Genomic DNA, 20,033 nt, shown 5'->3' with positions numbered 1-20,033 from the left:
GGGAAGGAAGAACGTGTCCGGGACATCCGGGAGTCTGCTCGACGCCAACGCCGTGATCGGCTGCCCGCACGGCGGCCGCGTCACCGCCGCCAGCTCACCGTCCGGCGGCGTACGCATCGCGGGTGCCGCCATCGCCACGGCCGCCCACAGCTACGTCGTCACCGGCTGCCCGCGCACCGTGAACGGCGTGCCCACGCCCTGCGTGACGGTCCGCTGGACCGCCGGCGGCACCGGCATCACCGTCGACGGCGCGGCCGTACTGCTCGACACCGCCGCGGCCGAGTGCTTCACCGCCGCCTTCGTGCCGCAGGGGCCGCCCGTCGTCCAGGCCGCGCAGCGAAAGGTCACCGTCCGATGAGCCGCCGAACCAGTCAACGCCCCCGCAGCGACATCGCGTTCCCCTTCCGCGCCGACCGTCGGGGCCGCACCGCGCACGCCACCCACGGCGAGCACGTCCACGACCTCATCGAACAGCTGCTGTTCACCAGCCCCGGCGAACGCGTGATGCGCCCCGACTTCGGCTGCGGGCTCCTCGACCTGGTCTTCGCGCCGACCAGCCCGGAACTCATCAGCACCCTCGAACTCTCCGTCCAGGCCTCGCTCCAGCGCTGGCTCGGCGACCTCATCGACGTGGAGGCCCTCGACGTGGTCAGCGAGGACAACGTCGTCCGTGTGTACCTGTCGTACGTCCTGCGCGCCGACGGCGCCTCGCGCGACGACGTCTTCGAAGGGAGGGCCACGGCATGACCGGTACGACCACCTCCTCCCGCCGGGCCAAGGTCCGCGCCGCCCAGCTCAACGGAGTCGACTCCGTCGAGGTCGGCGACGACGGGCTGCTGCTCACCGTCACGTTCCTCGGCAAGGCCCCGCACGGCCTCGGCCCCGAGAACGTCCGCATCGACGGCGGCCGCCGCATCACCGGCATCACCGCCGTCGACGTCAGCGTCGAACGCGAGGAGGACCCCGAGCTCGACGACCGGCTCTACGTCACCCTCGACAAGGCCGGCGACACCTCCCGCTACCGGCTCTCCCTCGTCGAGACCGACCCGTACGGACGGCCCGGCACCGAGCCCTACCGCGGCTTCGACCAGCGCTACCACAGCGCCACGTTCTCCTTCCGGCCCGACTGCCCGACCCCCTTCGACTGCAAGGACCAGGACGAGCCGGAGCCGGACTTCCCCGCCGCGCCCGTCATCGACTACACGGCCCGCGACTACGACACCATCCGCAAGCTGCTCCTGGACCGGCTCGCGCTCACCACCCCCGACTGGGTGGAGCGCAACCCCGCCGACCTGGGCATGACCCTCGTCGAACTCCTCGCGTACACCGGCGACCAGATCAGCTACCAGCAGGACGCGGTCGCCACCGAGGCCTACCTCGACACCGCCCGCCGCCGCGTCTCCGTGCGCCGCCACGTCCGGCTCATCGACTACGCGATGCACGACGGCTGCAACGCCCGCGCCTACGTCACCGTCCGCACCGCGGACGACCGCACGCTCGCCCCGGGCACCTTCCGCTTCGCCTCCGTCGACGTGCGCAGCCTCGACCCGCACGACCGCCCCGAGCCGGGCACCGTCATCGACGAGAGCGAACTCGGCGACCTCGACGAGCGCGGCTCGGTGGAGGTCTTCGAACCGGTCGTCGCCACCGACCCGCTTCAGCTGCGGGTCGCGCACAACGCGATCCGGCTGTGGACCTGGGGCGGCGAGGTGTGCACCCTGCCGAAGGGCGCCACCGCCGCCACCCTGCGGGACGCCTGGGTGGACTCGGAGACCTGCCGCGAGCGCCGTCTCGACCTCAGGCCGGGCGACGTCATCGTCCTGGAGGAGGTCAAGGGCCCGCGCACCGGCACCCCCGGCGACGCCGACCCCAGCCACCGCCAGGCCGTCCGCCTCACCTCCGTCACCCCCGGCCTGGACCGGATCGAGGACCAGCCGGTCCTGGAGGTCACCTGGGCCGCCGAGGACGCGCTGCGTTTCTCGCTCTGCCTCACCACGCGCGGCGGACGCGACTGCCTGCCCGTCGAGGACGTCACGCTCGCCCGCGGCAACGTCGTCCTCGTCGACCACGGCCGGACCCTGACCGGGCTGCCCGAGACGGTCACCGTGCCGCCCGTGCCCGCCGTGACCGCCCCCTGCGACCCTCCCGCCTTCGGCTGCCGGGACACGGAGGAAGGCAACGCGCCCGCACGGCTCGTCAAAGCCCTGACGGACAAGACCCGGTCGGGCCGGGCGCTCGTCCCCGACGACGTCCGCGAACTCTTCGAGGTCGTCGGCGAGCGCGCCACCGCACGCGCCGGCCTCGGCCTGGAGAGCGCCGGGCAGCGGCACGAACAGGTCGTGCCCGGCACGGCGTACGCCCAGACCGCCGCGCTGCGCACCCTGCTCGCCCAGTCGGTCTACCCGGGCATCGCGCCCCGCTTCCGCCCGGTCCTCGGCCGTACGCCCGTCACCCAGGCGGTGCCCTTCCCCGACCCCGGCACCGTCGCCGCCGGGCAGGCCGAGCGGATCGCGGCCATCCCGGGCCGCATCCGGCAGCGGCTCGTCGAGCTGTGGCGCAGCGCCCGCGACCGGGACGGGCTCGGCGAGCAGGAGATCGCCGAACTCGCCGTGGTCTACGGCCTGAACGTGCTGGAACGCTTCGAACTGCGCCGCCACCCGGTCCGCGCCCTGCGCGAACTGCTGTACCGCAGCGACCAGTTGCTCGACACCAAGCTGCGCCGCGTCGAGGTCCTCGCCGCCCGGGCCCGCGCGGGCACGGTCCTCGACGGGCACATCGCCTGGGAGATCGCGCACAGCTGGGGCCCGGCGTACGCGGCCGGCCTCCACCCCGAGGAGACGGTGCTGCGCGGCTCGGCGACCGCTGCCCTGGCCCAGGACCCGCGCCGGGCGCTGCCCGCCGTACGCGTCCACGGCGACGAGGAGACCTGGGAGCCGCGCCGCGACCTGCTCGACAGCGGTCCGCGCGAGCGGCACTTCGTGGGCGAACTGGAGGACGACGGTCGTATGGCCCTGCGCTTCGGCGACGGCCGGCACGGCGCGAAGCCCACGCCCGGTTCCCGGCTGGCACTGCGTTACCGGCTCGGCGGCGCCACCGCCGGAAACGTCGGCGCCGAGGCCATCAACCACCTTGTCGTGCAAGCCGGTTGCGAAGCGCCGGCCGTCACCGTACGCAACCCCTTGCCCGCGGCCGGCGGCACCCAGCCCGAACCGGTCGAGCAGGTACGCCAGCTCGCCCCGCTCGACCTGCGCCGCACCCGGCTGCGGGCCGTGACCGCCGAGGACTATGCGGCCCTCGCGGGTGAACTGCCGGGCGTGCAGCGGGCGGCGGCCGAACTCCGCTGGACGGGCAGCGTCCAGGAAGCGCACATCGCGATCGACGCTGACGGCACCGCCGCCCCGTCGCGGAACCTGCTCGACTCGGTCGCCCAGGCCCTGGAGAGGTACCGGCGCATCGGCCACGACCTCGTCGTGGGCCCCGCCCGACTGGTGCCGCTCGACATCGCGCTGACCGTCTGCGCCGAGCCGGGCCACCAGCACGGGCAGATCCTGGCCGAGCTGTACCGCGTGCTCGGCAGCGGACGGCTGCCGGGCGGACGGCTCGGCTTCTTCCACCCCGACGCGCTCACCTTCGGCGAACCGGTCCGGCTCAGCCGCCTGGTCGCCGTCGCCGCGGCCGTGCCCGGAGTGCAGAGCGTCGAGGTCACCCGGCTGGGGCGGCTGTACGGACAGGACCGAGGAGAGAGGGAGGACGGCGTGCTGCGGCTCGGCCCGCTGGAGATCGCCACCTGCGACAACGACCCGGACCGGCCGGAGAACGGCCTGCTGGCGATATCCCTGGGAGGTGCCCGATGACGGACACGCACCCGGTCACCGCGACCGACGAGTGCGGCTGCGGCGGCGCCTGCCGCGGCGGCCACGACGAGCGCCTCGCTCCGGCCCCGTTGCACAACCCGCCCGGCCGCACCGCGCTGGACTACCGCGTCGGCGAATACGGCTCCTTCCTGGCCGCCCTGCTCGACCGGCTCGCCTCACCCGCCTACCCGGCACTCGACCAGCTCACCGTCCGCACCCCGGACGACCCGGCGATCGGCCTGCTCGACGCCACCGCCGTCCTCGGCGACCTGCTCACCTTCCACTCCGAGCGCATCGCCGACGAGGCCTACGTCCGCACCGCGAACGAGCACCGCTCCCTGGTGCTGCTCGGCCGGCTCGTCGGGCACCGCCCGCGCCCCGGCGTCGCCGCCGCCACGCACCTGGCTTACACCCTCGAACGCGACCCGCGCGCCGAGGCCCAGAACGTGCTGATCCCGCGCGGCGCGCGCAGCCACAGCGTGCCCGCGTCCGCCGGCGAGGAGTCGCTGACCTTCGAGACCAGCCGGGACCTGACGGCCCGCTGGGACTTCAACGAGCTGAAGGTCCGCCGCCGCCGTCCCTCGCTCCTCACCCCGCGGGACCTCGAGAAGCGCTCCGAGCTGTTCGTCGAGGGCACCGCGCACTCCCTCAGGACCGGCGACCAGTTGCTGTTCGTCTTCGGGGAAGGCGCCGGCGGCGAGCGCAAGCTGCTGCCGGTGGCGAACACGCGCGTCGACCGGGACGACGACGTCACGGCGATCTCCCTGCCGGAGTCGGCGCCGCCGACCCTGAAGGAACTCGTCGACGAGGTACGGCGCTGGACGGCTCCGCCCGTGCAGCCGGGGGAGCCCGGGGAGGAGCCGCCGACCCCGGAGGTACCCAACCCGCGCCCGGTCAGCCGGCTCATCGAGGACTTCGAGGACCAGGTCCTCGAACCGCTCCGCAACGACCTGGACGGCGTCAAGACGCCCGAGCGGCTGGCTGCCCGCCTCGCGGAACCTCTCGCCCGGCTCGGTGAGGCTCAGGTGCTGGCCGAGCCGTATGAGGACGTGGCGGAGTGGTTCGAGCAGCTGGAGGCGGTGTTGGCGGAACTCGCTGAGCGAGCACTGGAGTTGGCGCCCGCGCAGACGGTCGAAGAGGGTGCCTCGGTGGGCCGTCGGCCGTCTGCGGCGCCGTCTGGGCTGGTCGCGCAGTTCCCCGCGCCCCTTGAGGGCGACTCGCGCACGGCCGCTCTGCAAGCCCTGGGCGCCATAATGCCCGCCTTGCGCCGCACCACGCCCGCCCCCGCAGGCCCCACCGGCCGTCCACTTCCCGGCACCGACACCGCCCGCCTCCTCTCCGTCCTCAACCCGGGCCTCGGCAGCCTCTACCCCGCCTGGCGCACGGCCGCCGCCCCCGGCGCCCCGCGGCTCCTGCGCGAACTGCTCGCCCTGCGCGTCACCGCGGCCCCCTTCGGCGCCACGGCCCCGCTCAAGCCGGTCCAGGACGACCGCGGCCGGGTCATCCGCACCGCCGACTGGCCGCTGACCGGAGCGGTGCTGGCGACCATGCGCGTCGTGTACGACACGGCGGGCAAGACCCCGGTGCGGGCCGAGTTCCAGTACGTCGAGGGCAGCAGCTCCGACCAGCGCGCGGAGAACCTGCCCGTCACCCAGCCGGTAACCTTCACGCTCGGCCCCGGCCAGGTCGAGCTGTCCGTGCGCTCCGGCCAGGACCGCGACCTGAGCTGGCTCAACCGGCGCCCCGCCGACTCCCAGGAACCAGGCGTCACCGCCCGCCTCCGCTCGGGCCTGCCCGAGCGCACCCTGTTCGTGTCGCGGCCCGACGACGAAGGCCTGATCCACGTCGGCGTCCACAACGGCACGTCCGAGCAGATCGCCCTGCGCCCCGGCGCCAGTGAGCAGTTCACGCACGGCGAGCACGAGGTCAGCCTCAAGTACACGGTGGGCAGCGCCGAACCCAACGTCGAGATCGTCATCGCCACCAAGCCGGAGCCCGTCAACCGCCGCACGCTCCAGCTGGACACCGTGCACGAGGGCATCACCGTCGGCAGCTGGGTGGCGATCCAGCGGCCCGCCAAGGGCTCCGACAAGGGCGTCCCCGGCGATCCCAAGCTGGCGTTCGTCACCACCCAGGTCACGGCGGTGCGCACGGCCGCGTACACCAACTACGGCATCACCGGCCGCGGCACCGAACTCACCCTGGCCGACGCCTGGCTGGACGAGTTCGACGTGCTCCTGTCGCACATCCGCGACACCACCGTGCACGCGGCGGGCGAGCCCCTGCGCCTCGCCGACGAACCGCTGGGCGAGGACGTGCACGGCAACGAGATCGAACTCGCCGAGCTGTACGAGGGCCTCAGGCCGGGCCGCACGCTCATCGTCGAGGGCGAACGCAGCGACATCCCCGGCACGGCGGGCGTCCGGGCCACCGAGGTCGTCACCATCGCCGCCGCCGACCCCGCCGCGGACCGCCGGCTCCCCGGCGACCACATCCACACCCGGCTCACCCTCACCGCCGACCTCGCCCACCGCTACCGCCGCGAGACGGTCCGCATCCTCGGCAACGTCGTCGAGGCCACCCACGGCGAGAGCCGCGAGGAGGCCATCGGCAGCGGCGACTCGGACCGCGTCAACCAGACCTTCGCGCTCTGGCAGTCCCCGCTGACCTGGCTCGCCGACGACAACCCCCTCGGCGCCACCCCGGTCCTGGAGATCCGGGTCGACGGCGTGCTGTGGCACGAGGTCGACAGCCTCGCGGGGCGCGGCCCGACCGAGCGGGTCTACATCACCGGTTCCACGGCCGACGGCCGGACCACCGTGACCTTCGGCGACGGTGTGCACGGCGCCCGGCTGCCCTCCGGCCACGAGAACGTCCGCGCCCGCTACCGCTTCGGCACCGGCAAGGCCGCGAACGTCCCGGCGGACCGCGTCACCCAGCCGCTCACCCGGCCCCTCGGCGTCACCGCGGTCACCAACCCGCGCCCCGCCACCGGCGGCGCGGACGCCGACGGCCCGGGCCTGACCCGCCGTACGGTCCCGCTGGCCGTCTCGGCCCTGGACCGGCTGGTCTCCGAGGCCGACTACGAGGACTTCGCCCGCTCCCGGGCCGGCATCGGCCGGGCCTCGGCACGCGAACTCTTCGACGGGCGGCGGCGCGTGCTGCACGTGACGGTCGCGGGCACCGACGACGTGCCCATCGCGCCCGACTCGAACACCCTGCGCGCCCTGCGCGGCGCCCTCACCGAGTACGGCGACGCGAACCTCCCGGTCCGCGTGGACGGCCGGGAACTGGTCCTGCTGCTGATCGCCGCCAAGGTGAAGGTGGCCCCCGACCACGCCTGGCAGACCGTCGAGCCGCGCCTGCGGCAGGCCCTGCTGAACCGGCTCGGCTTCGAGGGCCGGGAGCTGGGCCGCCCAGCCCGCCTCTCCGAGGTCCTGGCCACCGCCCACACCGTGCCCGGCGTCGACTACGTGGACGTCGACATCTTCACCGGCGTGCCCGCCTCCGCCACCCCGAAGGAGCTCACCGAGCTGCTCACCCGGCCCGGCCCGCCCAGGGCGACCGTCCCGGCGCACCCCGCGACGTACGACGAGAAGATCCACACCGTCCGCGCCGAGAACGGCGAGACGCTGTCGGAGGTCTGCGCCCGGTACGGGCTCCCGCTGGCCGAACTCCTGTGCCTCAACCCCGACATCACCGACACCCGGCGCCTGGCCAAGGGCCGGTCGGTGTACGTCTTCCGCGGCATCCGCCCGGCCCAGCTCGCGCTGCTGTCGCCCCGGGCCGCGGACACCCTGATTCTGACGGAGGTCAAGTGATGTCCCCGGACACCCAGTTGGAGACGCAGGCCCCGGTGGTGCCCAGGGAACCGGACGGGCTCGCCGAACTGCTGCCCCGCTGGCACCTGCTGCGCGACGCCGAGGAGGGCGAGCCGCTGCGCGCCCTGCTCGCGGTGATCGCCGAGCAGCTCGACCGCGTCCGCGACGGCGTCCAGCAGGGATACGAGGACCTGTTCGTGGAGACGGCGGCCCCCTGGGTGCTGCCGTACCTCGGCGACCTGGTCGGTTACCGCACCCTGCCCGGCTACGAGCGCGTCCTGACCACAGGCTTGCACGACGGCGGACGGGCGGCCCTCGCCGAGGCCGTCGCCCCGCGCCGGGACGTGGCCGCCACCGTCGCGGGCCGCCGCCGCAAGGGCACCCTGCACCTGCTGGAGGAGCTGTCCGAGCGGGTGGCGGGCTGGCCCGCGCGGGCCGTCGAACTGTCCCGGCAGGTCGCCCACACCCAGCCGGTGAAGCTGCACGGCACCGAAACCGGCACCGGCACGCACCGCGGCGAGCGCGGACGGCTGGCCGACCTGCGCGACGGTGCCGAACTCGCCCTCGGCGGCGGCCCGTTCGCGAACTCGGCCCGTACGGTCGACGTCCGCCGCGCCGAGTCACGGCACCGGCAGGGCGGCTGGAGCCCGGCCGGCGTCGCGCTCTTCGTGTGGCGGCTGAAGGCGTACGCGCTGACCCGGAGCCCGGCCTACTGCATCGACCGGGCCCGCAACCTCTACACCTTCTCGATCCTCGGCAACGACACCCCGCTGGTCACCAAGCCGTTCCCGGAGCCCTCGCCGGCGCACATCGCCACCGTCGACAACGTGCCGGCGTTCGTCACCCGCCGCCTCCTGCACGACCGGCTGCTCGACTACTACGGCCCCGGCAAGAGCTTCGTGATCCGCCTCGACGGCGAGGACAACCCCGTACCGCCCTCGGACATCGTGGTCGCCGACCTGTCGGACTGGCGCTACCGGCCGAAGCGCGGCCAGGTGGCCGTCGACCCCGAGCTGGGCCGGATCGCCTTCGGGTCGCGTTCCGCGCCCCGGCAGGGCGTGTGGGTGGACTACCACTACGCGTTCGCCGCCGACATGGGCGGCGGCGAGTACGAGCGCGACCGCGAGCCCCGTCCCGACGCCGAGGTGTACCGGGTCGGCCCCGGGCAGCCGTACCGGCAGATCATGGATGCCTACCGGGCCTGGCAGCACGACCGCCGGGCCGACCGCACGGGGCCCGCCGGCATCATCGAGATCACGCACAGCGGCGCCTATCAGGAGCAGCTGGACTTCGACCTCGACCCGGGCGACCGGCTCGAACTGCGCGCCGCCGAGGGCACCCGCCCCGTCGTCCGCCTGCTCGACTGGTACAGCAACCGCCCCGACGCCCTCAACATCCGCGCGGTGTCCGGCGACTGCGCCCCGCACGAGCGGCCGCGGGTCGTCCTCGACGGGCTGCTCGTCGCCGGACGCGGCATCAACGTGGCGGGGGCGATGGGCGCCGTCGTCGTACGGCACACCACGCTCGTGCCCGGCTGGTCCCTGGAACCCGAGTGCGAGCCGCACTCGCCCGAGGAGCCGAGCATCGTCCTGGACCGCACCACCGCCTGCCTCCAGATCGAGCACAGCATCCTCGGCACCATCGAGGTCATCGGCGACGAGGTGGGCGAGGACCCCCTCGACATCCACATCCGCGACAGCATCCTGGACGCCACCGCCGACGACCGCGAGGCCCTGTCCGCCCCGGACTGCCGCCACGCCCACGCCGTGCTGCACCTGCACCGCACCACCGTCATCGGCGAGATCCACACGCACGCCGTGCAGATCGCCGAGAACAGCGTCTTCACGGGCCGGCTGCACGTGGCCCGCCGCGGCATCGGCTGCCTGCGCTACTCCTACGTCCCCACCGGCTCCCGCACCCCGCGCCGCCACCGCTGCCAGCCCGAACAGGCCTCGGACATCAGGCCGTCGTTCACCTCCCAACGCTACGGGACGCCCTGGTACGGCCTGTTGTCCGACCGCTGCCGCGAGGAGATCAGGCGCGGCGCGGACGACGGCGCCGAGATGGGTGCCTTCCACGACCTGTACCGGCCGCAGCGCGAGGACGGCCTCAGGGCCCGGCTCGCCGAGTACACGCCCGCGGGCACCGACGCCGGGATCTTCTTCGTGACGTGAGGCGCGCACCCGCCACCGACCTTGTGAACCCGCACTTCTGAACCAGGGGGGACACCCTTCATGCACGCAGACCTCTCCCGCTCCACGTTCCGCCCGGAGCGGCACTACTCCGCGGTCGTCGCCCAGCAGGGCCGCGTCCAGCTCGACGCCGACCTCAACGAACAGACCGCGATCCAGCTCCACCAGGCTCGTAGCCTCGCCGCCGACCTGATCGGACCGCACGGCGGGCCGCGCTACGCGGCCGGCTTCCGCATCGAGTACGTCGGCGGCAAGCACGAGATCGACACCCTCCTCATCCGCGGCGGCCGCTACTACGTCGACGGCATCCTGTGCGACGCCGACCGCCCGGCCGCCGGCGTGCCCGTCACCGACGAGGACGGCGAGGAGCCGGCGCCGGAGCCGCCCGCGCACTGGACCTACTGGGACCAGCCCGACGGCTTCCGCGACCCGGAGAAGCCCGGCGACCGGCTGCCCTCGCCCGCCCAGTCGCCGTTCGTCGTCTACCTGAACGTGTGGGAGCGCTCGGTCACCGCCGCCGAGGACCCGGCGCTGCGCGAGGTCGCCCTCGGCGCGGCCATGCCCGACACCGCCGCCCGCCTGAAGGTCGTCTGGCAGGTGCTGCCGCTGTCCCTTGCCGCCCTGGAGATCGAGGAGACCGACCCCTCCAAGGACGTCGTCCGCGCCGCGTTCACCCGCTGGGCGCAGCGCCAGTCGGCCCCCTCGGCCCGGCTCGCCGCCCGCAGCGAGCGGCCCGACCACGCCGACGAGGACCCGTGCCTGGTCAAGCCGGACGCCCGCTACCGCGGCCCGGAGAACCAGCTGTACCGGGTGGAGGTCCACGAGGGCGGCGAGGCGAAGGACGCCACCTTCAAGTGGTCCCGCGAGAACGGCTCCGTCGTCTTCCCCGTCGACGAACTCGACGGTACCTGGGTTCAGTTGGCATCCCTCGGCCACGACGACAAGCTGGACCTGGACGTCGGCGACCACGTGGAGTTCGTCGACACCGCCTACGCCTCCCGCCTGGAGCCCCTGCCGCTGCTGCGGGTCGAGGAGCTGGACGTGCCGGGCCGCCGCGTCCGCCTGTCCGCCGAACCCGCCCCGGGCGTGGGACGGCTCGCGCACCTGAACCCGTACCTGCGCCGCTGGGACCACCATGGCGGCCCCAAGCGCAAGGGCCGCACCACCGCCCTGCGCGGCGGCGCGGTCCCCGTCACGGAGGGGGAGTGGCTGCACCTGGAGGACGGCGTCGAGGTGTACTTCGCCAAGGGCGGCACCTACCGCACCGGCGACCACTGGATCGTCCCCGCCCGCACCGCCACCGGCAGCGTCGAGTGGCCGGTGGACGCGGCCCGCCGTCCGCTGCTCCAGGGCCCGGCCGGCATCGCCCGGCACTTCGCCCCGCTGGCCCTGATCAAGGGCGAGGGCAGCGCCGTCGACCTGCGCCTGGCGTTCGGCCCGCTGGCGAGCAGCATGCCGCCCGCGGACGAGGCCACGCTCGCGGCCGAGGAGCAGGCCCACCGCGAGGAACTGGCCGCCGAGGACCCCTCCCACGGGCGGTCCCAGACCACAGCCGAGGCGGAAGCCGCCGTGGAAGGAGACAACTGATGGCCAAGCCGCTGAGCGCGTCGAAGCTGGTGGAGATCCTCCGGGCCGAGGGCCTGACCGTCCATGAGGTCCGCAGCTGGCGCACCCACAACCGCAACAGCAAGGGCCCCTGGGGCCCGGTGAACGGCGTGATGATCCACCACACCGTCACCTCCGGCACCGCCGCCTCCGTCGACATCTGCTACGACGGCTACTCCAGCCTGCCCGGCCCGCTGTGCCACGGCGTCATCGACAAGAAGGGCCACGTCCACCTGGTCGGCAACGGCCGCGCCAACCACGCCGGCCTCGGTGACGGCGACGTCCTGCGCGCCGTGATCAACGAGTCGAAACTGCCGGCCGACAACGAGGCCGACACCGACGGCAACCGGCACTTCTACGGCTTCGAGTGCATCAACCTCGGCAACGGCAAGGACCCCTGGCCCGAGGCGCAGAAGGAGGCCATCGAGAAGGTGTCAGCGGCGATCTGCCGCCACCACGGCTGGTCCGAGCGCTCCGTCATCGGCCACAAGGAGTGGCAGCCGGGCAAGGTCGACCCGCGCGGTTTCACCATGGACGGCATGCGCAAGCGCATAGCCCAGCGGCTCAAGGGCGGCGGAGGCGGCAGCAAACCGGCCCCCGACCCGAAGCCGTCGCCCAAGCCGTCCTACGAGCCGTTCCCCGGCGCCGCGTTCTTCCACGTCGGCCAGCGCTCCCCGATCATCACGGCGATGGGCCGCCGCCTGGTCGCCGAGGGATGCAGCCGCTACGAGGAGGGCCCGAGCCCCGACTGGAGCGAGGCCGACCGCCGGTCCTACGCGCTCTGGCAGCAGAAGCAGGGCTTCTCCGGCAAGGACGCCGACGGCATCCCCGGCAAGCTCACCTGGGACCGGCTGAAGGTGCCGAAGTCCAAGTAGTCACCGGGTGCGCCCCTGCGCGCGCAGGGGCGCACGCCCATTACCAGCGGGGCAGCCGCAGCTCGTACTCCGGCTGGATCCGCCGCATGTAGCCGGTGTCGTCGCGGCCGCGCATCCCGGAGTCGACGTAACGCCGGTGCAGCTGCTCCAGCTTGTCGTGGTCGAGCTCGACACCCAGCCCCGGCCCGGCCGGCACCCGGACCTCCCCGTCGCGCAGCTCCAGGACACCGGGCACGATCACGTCGTCCGCCGAGTTCCACGGATAGTGCGTGTCGCAGGAGTGGTCGAGGTTGGGGATGGCCGCTGCGACATGGGTCATCGCGGCGAGGCTGATGCCCAGGTGCGAGTTGGAGTGCATCGACAGGGCGATTCCGAACGCCTCGCACACGGCGGCCAGTTCCCGGGTGCGGCGCAGCCCGCCCCAGTAGTGGTGGTCGGTGAGCAGGACCTGGATGGCGTTCTGCTCGACGGCCGGCTTCAGGTGCTCCCAGGCGATCACGCACATGTTCGTCGCGAGCGGCATGGGCGACTCCTTGGCCACCTCCGCCATGCCGTCGATGCCCTTGGCCGGGTCCTCCAAGTACTCCAGTACGCCGTCCAGTTCACGGGCGACGTACTTCGAGGTCTCGACCGTCCACGCCACGTTCGGGTCCAGCCGCAGCGGCTGCCCGGGGAAGGCCTCCGCCAGCGCCCGGATCGCGGCGATCTCCTCGTCCGGTGGGAAGACGCCGCCCTTGAGCTTGAACGACCTGAAGCCGTACCGCTCCTGCATCAGCCGCGCCTGCTCGACGATCCCGGCCGGGTCGAGGGCCTCGCCCCAGTCGTCCGTGATGGCCGGACGGCCGTCGAGCGCGGGGTGCTCGACCCACTTGTAGAAGAGGTACGCGGCGAACGGCACCGCATCGCGGACCCTGCCGCCCAGCAGATCGCTGACCGGACGGCCGAGCAGCCTGCCCTGCGCGTCGAGGCAGGCCACCTCCACCGCCGAGGTGGTCCAGCCGCGCTCGTGGGAACTGGGCACGGTCGGCAGCAGGGCCGCGTCGATCGCGGCGGCGACGGCGGTGGTGTCGAAGACGTCCATGCCGACCACCACCTTCGCCGCGGCCTGGAGCCGCTCCAGGCGTGCCGTGCCGCCCGGGGACTCGCCGAGCCCCACCGTGCCGTCCTCCAGCACGAGTTGGAGGATGACCCGCAGCGCGAGCGGCTCGTGCACGCCGTTGGAGTTGAGCAGCGGCGGGTCGCCGAAGGCGATCGGCGTGACGATCAGCTCTCGGATACGCGTCGGGCTCATGCGCCGACCACCTCCAGACCACGGTCGATGAGTTCGGACAGCCGGGCGATGTGCTCCGGTGTCGGATCCAGCAGCGGTGCCCGCACGCCGCCTACGTCCAGGCCACGCAGCGTGACTCCGGCCTTGACGAGCGACACGGCGTACCCGGGGACCTCGTCGCGCAGGGCGACCAGCGGGCCGTAGAACTCGTCGAGGAGCCGGGAGACCAGGGCCTCGTCGCCCTCGGCGAGGGCCCGGTGGAAGGCCAGGGCGATCTCCGGGGCGAAGGCGAACACCGCCGAGGAGTACAGCGCGACGCCGATGCCCTGGTAGGCGGGCGCGGTCATCTCGGCGGTGGGCAGGCCGTTGAAGAACTGGAAGTCCTCCGTGCCCGGCACGGCACGCACCGCGCGGACGACGCGGTGCATCCGCTCGATGTCCCCGATGCCGTCCTTGAGTCCGACGACCCCGGGCAGCGCGGCGATCTCGGCGGCGGTGTCCTCGGTGAGCCGGGCGGTGCCGCGCTGGTAGAAGACGACGGGCAGGTCCGTGGCCGCGGTGACCTCCTCGACGTACCGCACGAGGCCCTGCTGCGGGGCGCTGACCAGGTAGGGCGGCAGCAGCAGGATGCCGTCGGCGCCGGCCCGTGCGACCCGGGCGGCCTGGTCCCGGGCGACCGGCAGTGGACCGCCGGCGGCTGCGAGGACCGGCACCCGTCCGGCGGTTGTCCGCACCGCGACCCGAGTGGCCCGCTCGATCTCGTCGGCCGACAGGGCGTGGAACTCGCCGGTGCCGCAGGCGACGAACACACCTCCCGCACCCGCGGCGACACCCGACTCGATGTGCTGGGCGAGCCGTTCCTCGTCCAGAGAACCGTCCGCCGCGAACGGCGTGACCGGGAAGAACAGCACTCCGTGGAACTTCATGTCTCCCTCATACGTGGGGGGTGGGTGGTCAGCCCTTCGTGGCACCGGCGGCGATGCCGGTGACCAGCGAGCGCTGGAGGAGCAGATAGACGATCAGGCTGGGGACCAGGGCGATCACCGCACCGGCCAGCACCACCCCCGAGCCGACCTCGGGGTCGGTGCGCAGGATGGACAGGGCGACGGTGACCGTGTAGTCGGTGGGGTCCTTGGCGGCGATCAGGGGCAGCAGATACTGGTCCCAGATCATGATGAAGCCGAGCACCCCGGCCACGCCGAGCGCGGGCTTGCACAGCGGCAGGACGACCTGCCACAGCATCCGCAGCTCACCGACGCCATCGATACGGGCGGCCTCCTCGATCTCGGCGGGGATGTCCTTCATGAACTCGGTGAGCACCATCACCGAGAAGCCCCAGGCGCCGAGCGGCAGGATCACACCCCAGACGGTGCCCTTCAAATCGAGGCCGACCACGGGCACATGGCCGAGCACCAGGGACAGCGGGATGGCGATGACCTCCTCGGGGAGCATCATCGTCAGCATGAACAGGGTCAGGATCAGCGCCTGCCCGCGGAACCTGTGCCGGGCCAGCGCGTACGCGGCGAGTGTGCAGACGACGAGCTGGAGCAGCAGCCCGCCGCCCGCGATGACCAGGGAGTTGCCGAAGTAGTCCCAGATGCCGCGCTCGCCGGCCACCTCGAAGTTCAGCAGGGTCGGGTGGTGGGGGAGGAACGACAGGGTCGAACCGCTGGCCTTCTCGCTGAAGGAACCGGAGAAGACCGTCAGGAACGGCGCCGCGAAGACGCCCAGGGCGAGCGCGCAGAGCAGGACGCGCAGCGCCCAGGCGGGGCCCGGCCGGTCGCTCCAGCCGAGGGCGGTGTCGAAACGGGCGGGAGTGGTGCGCCGCTTCCCGGCGGACTTCCGCTCGGGGGAGGCGGTCACCGGGGTCCGGACGGGCTCGATGGCGGGCGCGCTCATCTCACGTCTCCCCTCTTGCGGAAGTAGTTGACCGTGACGGTGAACAGCAGCGTCACGCAGAGCAGGAGCACGGAGGCGGCCGAGGCGCCGCCGATGTCGTTGCGGGAGAACCCGAGGGTGTAGGCGCGGGTCATCCAGACGTCGGTCGACCCGGCCGGACCGCCGCCGGTGAGGACGTACACCTCGGTGAAGACACGCAGTCCGCGGATGGCGGCGAGGGTGAGGACGATGCCGAGGGCCGGGCGGATGGCGGGCAGGGTGATGTGCCGCAGCCGCTGCCACAGCGACACGCCGTCCATCGCGGCGGCCTCGTACAACGAGCGGTCCACACCCGCCAGTCCGGCGAGGATGATCACCATGTTGTAGGGGGCGAGCATCCAGATGCCCATGGCCATCGTCGCCCACAGGGCCGTTTCGGGATTGTCGAGGTAGGGCACGGGCCCCATACCGAGGAGCCCGAGACCGCTGTTGATCAGGCCGTCGGAGGTCGGGTAGTACATCAGCCGCCACATCTCGCCGACCACCGCGGTGGCGGTGACGACGGGCAGGAAGACGGCGGTACGGATGATCTTCAGTGAGCGGGCCTGGCCTTCGAGCAGCAGGGCCAGGACGAAGCCGGCGACGATGCCGCCGAGGGACATCCCGATGCCCAGGACCAGCGTGTGGCCGATGGCGTCCTGGAAGCGGTGGTCGGTCAGGACCCGCGTGTAGTTGTCGAGGCCGACCCACTTGTCACCGAGGAAGGGCCGCACGTCGAAGAAGCTGAGCCAGACGCCCTTGCCCATGGGGAGGAACTTGAAGACCAGGGCGAGCAGCAGACCCGGCGCGAGGAACAGCCAGGGCAGGACGGCCTTCTTGCCGAGTACGGCCTTCTTGCTGAGGAGCCGGGGGGCTCTGCGCGGCCCGGGTGTCGTCACGGTCGCGGTCATTTCAACAGGTCCTGGTCCTTGAGGTCACCGGCGAGGGTGTCGTTGAGTTCCTTGAGACCGGCCTTGACGTCACTGCCGCAGTACGTGAACAGCGCGTTGAGGGAATCGGCCGTGTCCTGCTTGATCGGGGCCCAGTCCGGTGCGTTGGGGAACTGCAGTGAGGCGTCCTCGTACGCCTTCTGCACCACGCTCCAGCGCGCGTCGCCCCGCACTCTCGCCGCGTCCAGCGTGGAGTTGACGGGGATCCGCACGACGGGCTGGTGGTCGCCGGTCATGGCGAGCGTCTGGCCCTCGGGGGAGATCAGGAACGCGGCCAGCGCCTGCTCCTGCTTCGCCTTCCCGGTCCTGGCGCCGAAGTAGATGTCCTCGCCGTCGGCCAGCACATCGTTCCCGGCCGGGCCCGCGGGCGCGGGCAGGACCTCGTACTTGTCCTTGCCGAGCGCCTTGTCGAACGTGGAGATGTTGTACGGGCCGGTGAGGTACATCCCGGCGTTGCCGTCCTGGAAGTTGGTGGTGTTCGCGGTGACGGAGGTGAGGGCGCTGGGCTGGATGACACCGTTGTCACCGCAGAAGAGGTTGTCCTTCATCCAGGTGACGGTGCGCAGGGCGGCCGCCGAGTCCATGGCGGGCCGGTAGCCCGAGCCGTCCTTCTCGATGATCCGCACGCCGCCCTGCCACAGCCAGCTGGCGCCCCACCAGGCGACATAGCCGTTCTGCGCGCTGCCGGGCACGACCATGCCGTACGTGTTTTTCCTGCCGTCCCCGTCCGGGTCGCGGGTGGCGAAGGCCTTGGCGAGGGCGAGCGTGTCCTGCCAGGTCTTCGGCTGCGGCAGGCCGAGCTTCTGGCGCCAGTCCTTGCGGACGAACAGCGTCATGGCCTGTCGGGAGTACGGGATGCCGTAGTGCCTGCCGTCGCGGCCCACGGTGGACGACCAGGACTTGGCGGTGATCTCGTCGTGTCCGGCGATCGAGGCCGGGTCGATGGGCTTGAGCAGGCCCTGGGCCTGGTAACTGCCCATCAGGGCGGTGTCGTTGATCATGACGTCCGGCAGGTCCTTGGTGGACGCGCGGCTCTGCAACTGCTGGTCGAAGTTCATGACCGGCTGGTAGTCGATCTTGATGCCGGTCTTCTCGGTGAAGGCGGCGAACACCCGCTTGTAGGTCTGGGCGGAGTCCGGATCGCTCCGGGTCCACACCTCCAGCGTGTTCGGATCGCCGGCCCGGGCGCTGCCGGAACCGGAGCCGCAGGCGGCCGTTCCGGACAGGAGCCCCGAGACGGCGAGCGCGGCAGCCAGGCAGTGCCCGCGGCGGAGCCGCACATCGATGCAGCGTCGGCGATCCCGCATGGATGGTTCTCCGTTCATATCCGTGAACCAACTTCACGAATCTAAATGATCGGCCAAGCTACGGATCGTTTCATCACCACGTCAAGACATGGCTGAAATATTTCACCGAGGTCACACGAGACCGTGGCAGGGCCCCGGGGAACGACAACGGCCCCAACCGGATGGACCGGTTGGGGCCGTCTGAGAGAAGGTTCGAGGTCAGTCGCGGGGCTCGGCGCGCTCGGCGTTCTTCTTCTTGATGCGGGCCGCCTCCTTGCGGACCTCCGCCTGGGTGGCGCGCTCCCGCTGAAGCCACTCGGGGTTCTCCTGCTTCAGCGTCTCGATCTCCTCGGTGGTGATGGGTTCGGTGACGCCACCGCGGGCGAGACCCGCGATGGAGACGCCGAGCTTCGCGGCGACCACCGGGCGGGGGTGCGGGCCGTTGCTCCGCAGGTCCTGAAGCCACTGCGGCGGGTTCGCCTGGAGCTCGTTCAGCTCGGCGCGCGAGACGACACCGTCCCGGAACTCGGCGGGTGTGGCCTCGAGGTACACACCCAGCTTCTTCGCCGCGGTCGCGGGCTTCATGGTCTGGGTGCTCTGGTGCGACGTCATGACCACCAGGGTATCGAGCGTGTGCACGACCGCCCACCACGGCCGGTAACCTGGCCTGGTGACAGGCTCGGAAGAATCCTCCTCGTTCCGGCTCGTGTACGTCCCCGGGGTGATGCCCGACAAGTGGGTGCGCATCTGGAACGAGCGGCACCCCGACGTCCCGCTGGCCCTGACGCAGGTGCCCGCCGGAGCGGCGGCCGGGCGGCTGCTGGACGGTGACGCCGACGCGGGCCTCGTACGCCTCCCCGTCGACCGGACCGTGTTCAGCGCGATCCCGCTCTACACCGAGCAGACGGTCGTCGTCGTGCCCAAGGACCACCTGGTCACGGCCGTCGACGAGGTGTCCCCGGAGGATCTGTCCGACGACATCGTGCTGCACCCTCTCGACGACGTCCTCGACTGGGAGAACCTCCCCGGGCGGCCCGCCTTCGAACGCCCCGCCACGACGGCCGACGCCGTCGAACTGGTCGCGGCGGGGATCGGCGTGCTCATCGTCCCCCTGTCGCTCGCCCGCCTCCACCACCGCAAGGACCTCACCCACCGCCCCCTCAAGGACGCCCCCGAGTCCGCAGTGGCCCTGGCCTGGCCCGAGGACGCTACGACGGACCAGGTGGAGGACTTCATCGGCATCGTCCGCGGCCGCACGGTCAACAGCACCCGGGGCCGCACACAGCCCCCGGCGCAGGAGAAGCCCAGGCGCGACGACCGCCGCAAGCAGCCGGCCAGGTCGACGGGCGCACAGCGACGCGGGTCCTCCGGCGGCGCCCCCAAGGGCAGCAAGAGCGGCAAGCGGGGCAAGCCCCGCCGCCGCTCCTGACCTCCGGCACCTTCGCTCAGCCCGCGGAAGGCGACGGCTGGATGGCGTTCGGCGCCTCCGTGCGCAGGTCCTCCATGCCCTTGGGGATGTTCAACGTCAGCACCGGCGAGCCCGGCTGCGGGGGCGGCGGCGTGGTCATCTCCTCGGGCATCTTGGGCGGGCTGGTCTGCTGGAGGTTGACCTGCTCGTGATTGACCAGGCCGGTCTTCTCCAGGATCGTGATGTGGTCCAGCACGGTGGAGTTGGCCTGGTCGGCGAGCTGACGCACCAGCGTGTTCCGCGTGTTGGCACGGATCTTGGCGATCGTCGAGAAGATCTGGCCGTGCGTGATGCGCATGATGCTCACCGCGGTCGAGTCGAACTCCTGTCCCTGCGCCCCCTCCACCGTCGCCACGAACTGCTGCTGCTGCGGCGACGCCTGGTTGGGCAGCGTGATACCAAGCTCGGGGGCGACCTTGCGGCAGGCCGCGTCCAGCCGCCCGTGCCCGACGACCAGATGCTCCCCGGCCTCCTTCATCGCGGGCGACCCGCCACGCTGCATCACGATCAGCCCGAGCGGGTGCTCCCACAGCCCGGCCGCGCGCACCTTCACCACGAAGTCGCGGTCCGCCTCGGTCAGCGGACCGTACTGGGTGTTGGCGATGATGCGGTCCTGGCCGGCAGCCGTGTTCTGCACGCCCAGCATGCTCGGGTAGGCGAGCGCGGTGAGCGTCAGGATCATCGCACCGCCCACGAACGCGGTTCCTGCCGTGCTGCGCGAGATGCGCATCGTGCCTCCTGGGATATGAACGGCCCAACGCCAGGAGGTACGGATGCCAGGGGCGAAACAATCAT

15 protein-coding genes are annotated in these 20,033 nt (G+C 72.3%); 8 read left to right on the top strand and 7 right to left on the bottom strand.

The features are described from left to right. The first annotated feature begins 13 nt into the window (after positions 1-13). From PV963_RS05650 to PV963_RS05620, 7 genes are read left to right on the top strand one after another with little or no spacing between them, the layout of a single operon-like run. Positions 14-358, top strand: a complete 345-nt coding sequence (locus PV963_RS05650; protein WP_274814454.1) for a hypothetical protein — start codon at positions 14-16, stop codon at positions 356-358. Next, a complete protein-coding gene (locus PV963_RS05645; protein ID WP_274814453.1) occupies positions 355-747 on the top strand; it encodes a GPW/gp25 family protein in 393 nt (130 codons plus the stop codon). The genes PV963_RS05650 and PV963_RS05645 overlap by 4 nt, the downstream gene beginning before the upstream one ends. Continuing rightward, positions 744-3,854 carry a putative baseplate assembly protein gene (locus PV963_RS05640; protein ID WP_274814452.1) on the top strand — a complete coding sequence of 1,037 codons (3,111 nt, stop codon included), beginning with the start codon at positions 744-746 and terminating at the stop codon, positions 3,852-3,854. Before PV963_RS05645 ends, PV963_RS05640 begins: the two co-directional genes overlap by 4 nt. After that, positions 3,851-7,675, top strand: a complete 3,825-nt coding sequence (locus PV963_RS05635; protein WP_274814451.1) for a putative baseplate assembly protein — start codon at positions 3,851-3,853, stop codon at positions 7,673-7,675. The genes PV963_RS05640 and PV963_RS05635 overlap by 4 nt, the downstream gene beginning before the upstream one ends. Further along, positions 7,675-9,849 carry a hypothetical protein gene (locus PV963_RS05630; protein ID WP_274814450.1) on the top strand — a complete coding sequence of 725 codons (2,175 nt, stop codon included), beginning with the start codon at positions 7,675-7,677 and terminating at the stop codon, positions 9,847-9,849. The genes PV963_RS05635 and PV963_RS05630 overlap by 1 nt, the downstream gene beginning before the upstream one ends. A 60-nt stretch (positions 9,850-9,909) precedes the next feature. Further along, positions 9,910-11,454 (top strand): DUF6519 domain-containing protein, encoded by a 1,545-nt coding sequence (locus PV963_RS05625; RefSeq protein WP_274814448.1) that lies wholly within the window; start codon positions 9,910-9,912, stop codon positions 11,452-11,454. Further along, a complete protein-coding gene (locus tag PV963_RS05620) occupies positions 11,454-12,347 on the top strand; it encodes a peptidoglycan-binding protein (RefSeq protein WP_274814447.1) in 894 nt (297 codons plus the stop codon). Before PV963_RS05625 ends, PV963_RS05620 begins: the two co-directional genes overlap by 1 nt. 40 nt (positions 12,348-12,387) lie before the next feature. Here PV963_RS05620 and PV963_RS05615 read toward each other — a convergent pair whose 3' ends face one another. The 6 genes from PV963_RS05615 to PV963_RS05590 all read right to left on the bottom strand — a co-directional run bounded on the left by PV963_RS05615 (position 12,388) and on the right by PV963_RS05590 (position 18,382). Next, positions 12,388-13,638 (bottom strand): glucarate dehydratase family protein, encoded by a 1,251-nt coding sequence (locus PV963_RS05615; RefSeq protein WP_274814445.1) that lies wholly within the window; start codon positions 13,636-13,638, stop codon positions 12,388-12,390. Further along, positions 13,635-14,543, bottom strand: coding sequence for a 5-dehydro-4-deoxyglucarate dehydratase (locus tag PV963_RS05610; RefSeq protein ID WP_274814444.1), 909 nt, complete (start codon positions 14,541-14,543; stop codon positions 13,635-13,637). The genes PV963_RS05615 and PV963_RS05610 overlap by 4 nt, the downstream gene beginning before the upstream one ends. 28 nt (positions 14,544-14,571) lie before the next feature. Beyond that, positions 14,572-15,516 carry a carbohydrate ABC transporter permease gene (locus PV963_RS05605; RefSeq protein WP_274814443.1) on the bottom strand — a complete coding sequence of 315 codons (945 nt, stop codon included), beginning with the start codon at positions 15,514-15,516 and terminating at the stop codon, positions 14,572-14,574. Further along, positions 15,513-16,445, bottom strand: coding sequence for a carbohydrate ABC transporter permease (locus tag PV963_RS05600; RefSeq protein ID WP_274814441.1), 933 nt, complete (start codon positions 16,443-16,445; stop codon positions 15,513-15,515). Before PV963_RS05600 ends, PV963_RS05605 begins: the two co-directional genes overlap by 4 nt. After that, positions 16,442-17,791, bottom strand: coding sequence for an ABC transporter substrate-binding protein (locus PV963_RS05595; RefSeq protein WP_274814440.1), 1,350 nt, complete (start codon positions 17,789-17,791; stop codon positions 16,442-16,444). The genes PV963_RS05600 and PV963_RS05595 overlap by 4 nt, the downstream gene beginning before the upstream one ends. A 198-nt stretch (positions 17,792-17,989) precedes the next feature. After that, positions 17,990-18,382: a DUF5997 family protein gene (locus PV963_RS05590; RefSeq protein WP_274814439.1), complete on the bottom strand. Its 393-nt coding sequence runs from the start codon at positions 18,380-18,382 to the stop codon at positions 17,990-17,992. Between the two features lie 58 nt (positions 18,383-18,440). On the opposite strand from PV963_RS05590, the gene PV963_RS05585 reads away from it, so the two are divergent. Then, complete coding sequence (locus PV963_RS05585) at positions 18,441-19,199, top strand: LysR family transcriptional regulator substrate-binding protein (protein WP_274814438.1); 759 nt, start codon at positions 18,441-18,443, stop codon at positions 19,197-19,199. Positions 19,200-19,215: 16 nt separating this feature from the next. Here PV963_RS05585 and PV963_RS05580 read toward each other — a convergent pair whose 3' ends face one another. Beyond that, on the bottom strand, positions 19,216-19,968 hold the full coding sequence (locus PV963_RS05580) for a DUF4142 domain-containing protein (RefSeq protein ID WP_274814436.1): 753 nt from the start codon (positions 19,966-19,968) through the stop codon (positions 19,216-19,218). Positions 19,969-20,033 lie beyond the last annotated feature (65 nt).

Source organism: Streptomyces coeruleorubidus (assembly GCF_028885415.1).
Lineage (GTDB): Bacteria > Actinomycetota > Actinomycetes > Streptomycetales > Streptomycetaceae > Streptomyces > Streptomyces coeruleorubidus_A.
Note: the sequence above shows the minus strand (reverse complement) of the source record. Positions and strands in the feature narration are given on the sequence as shown.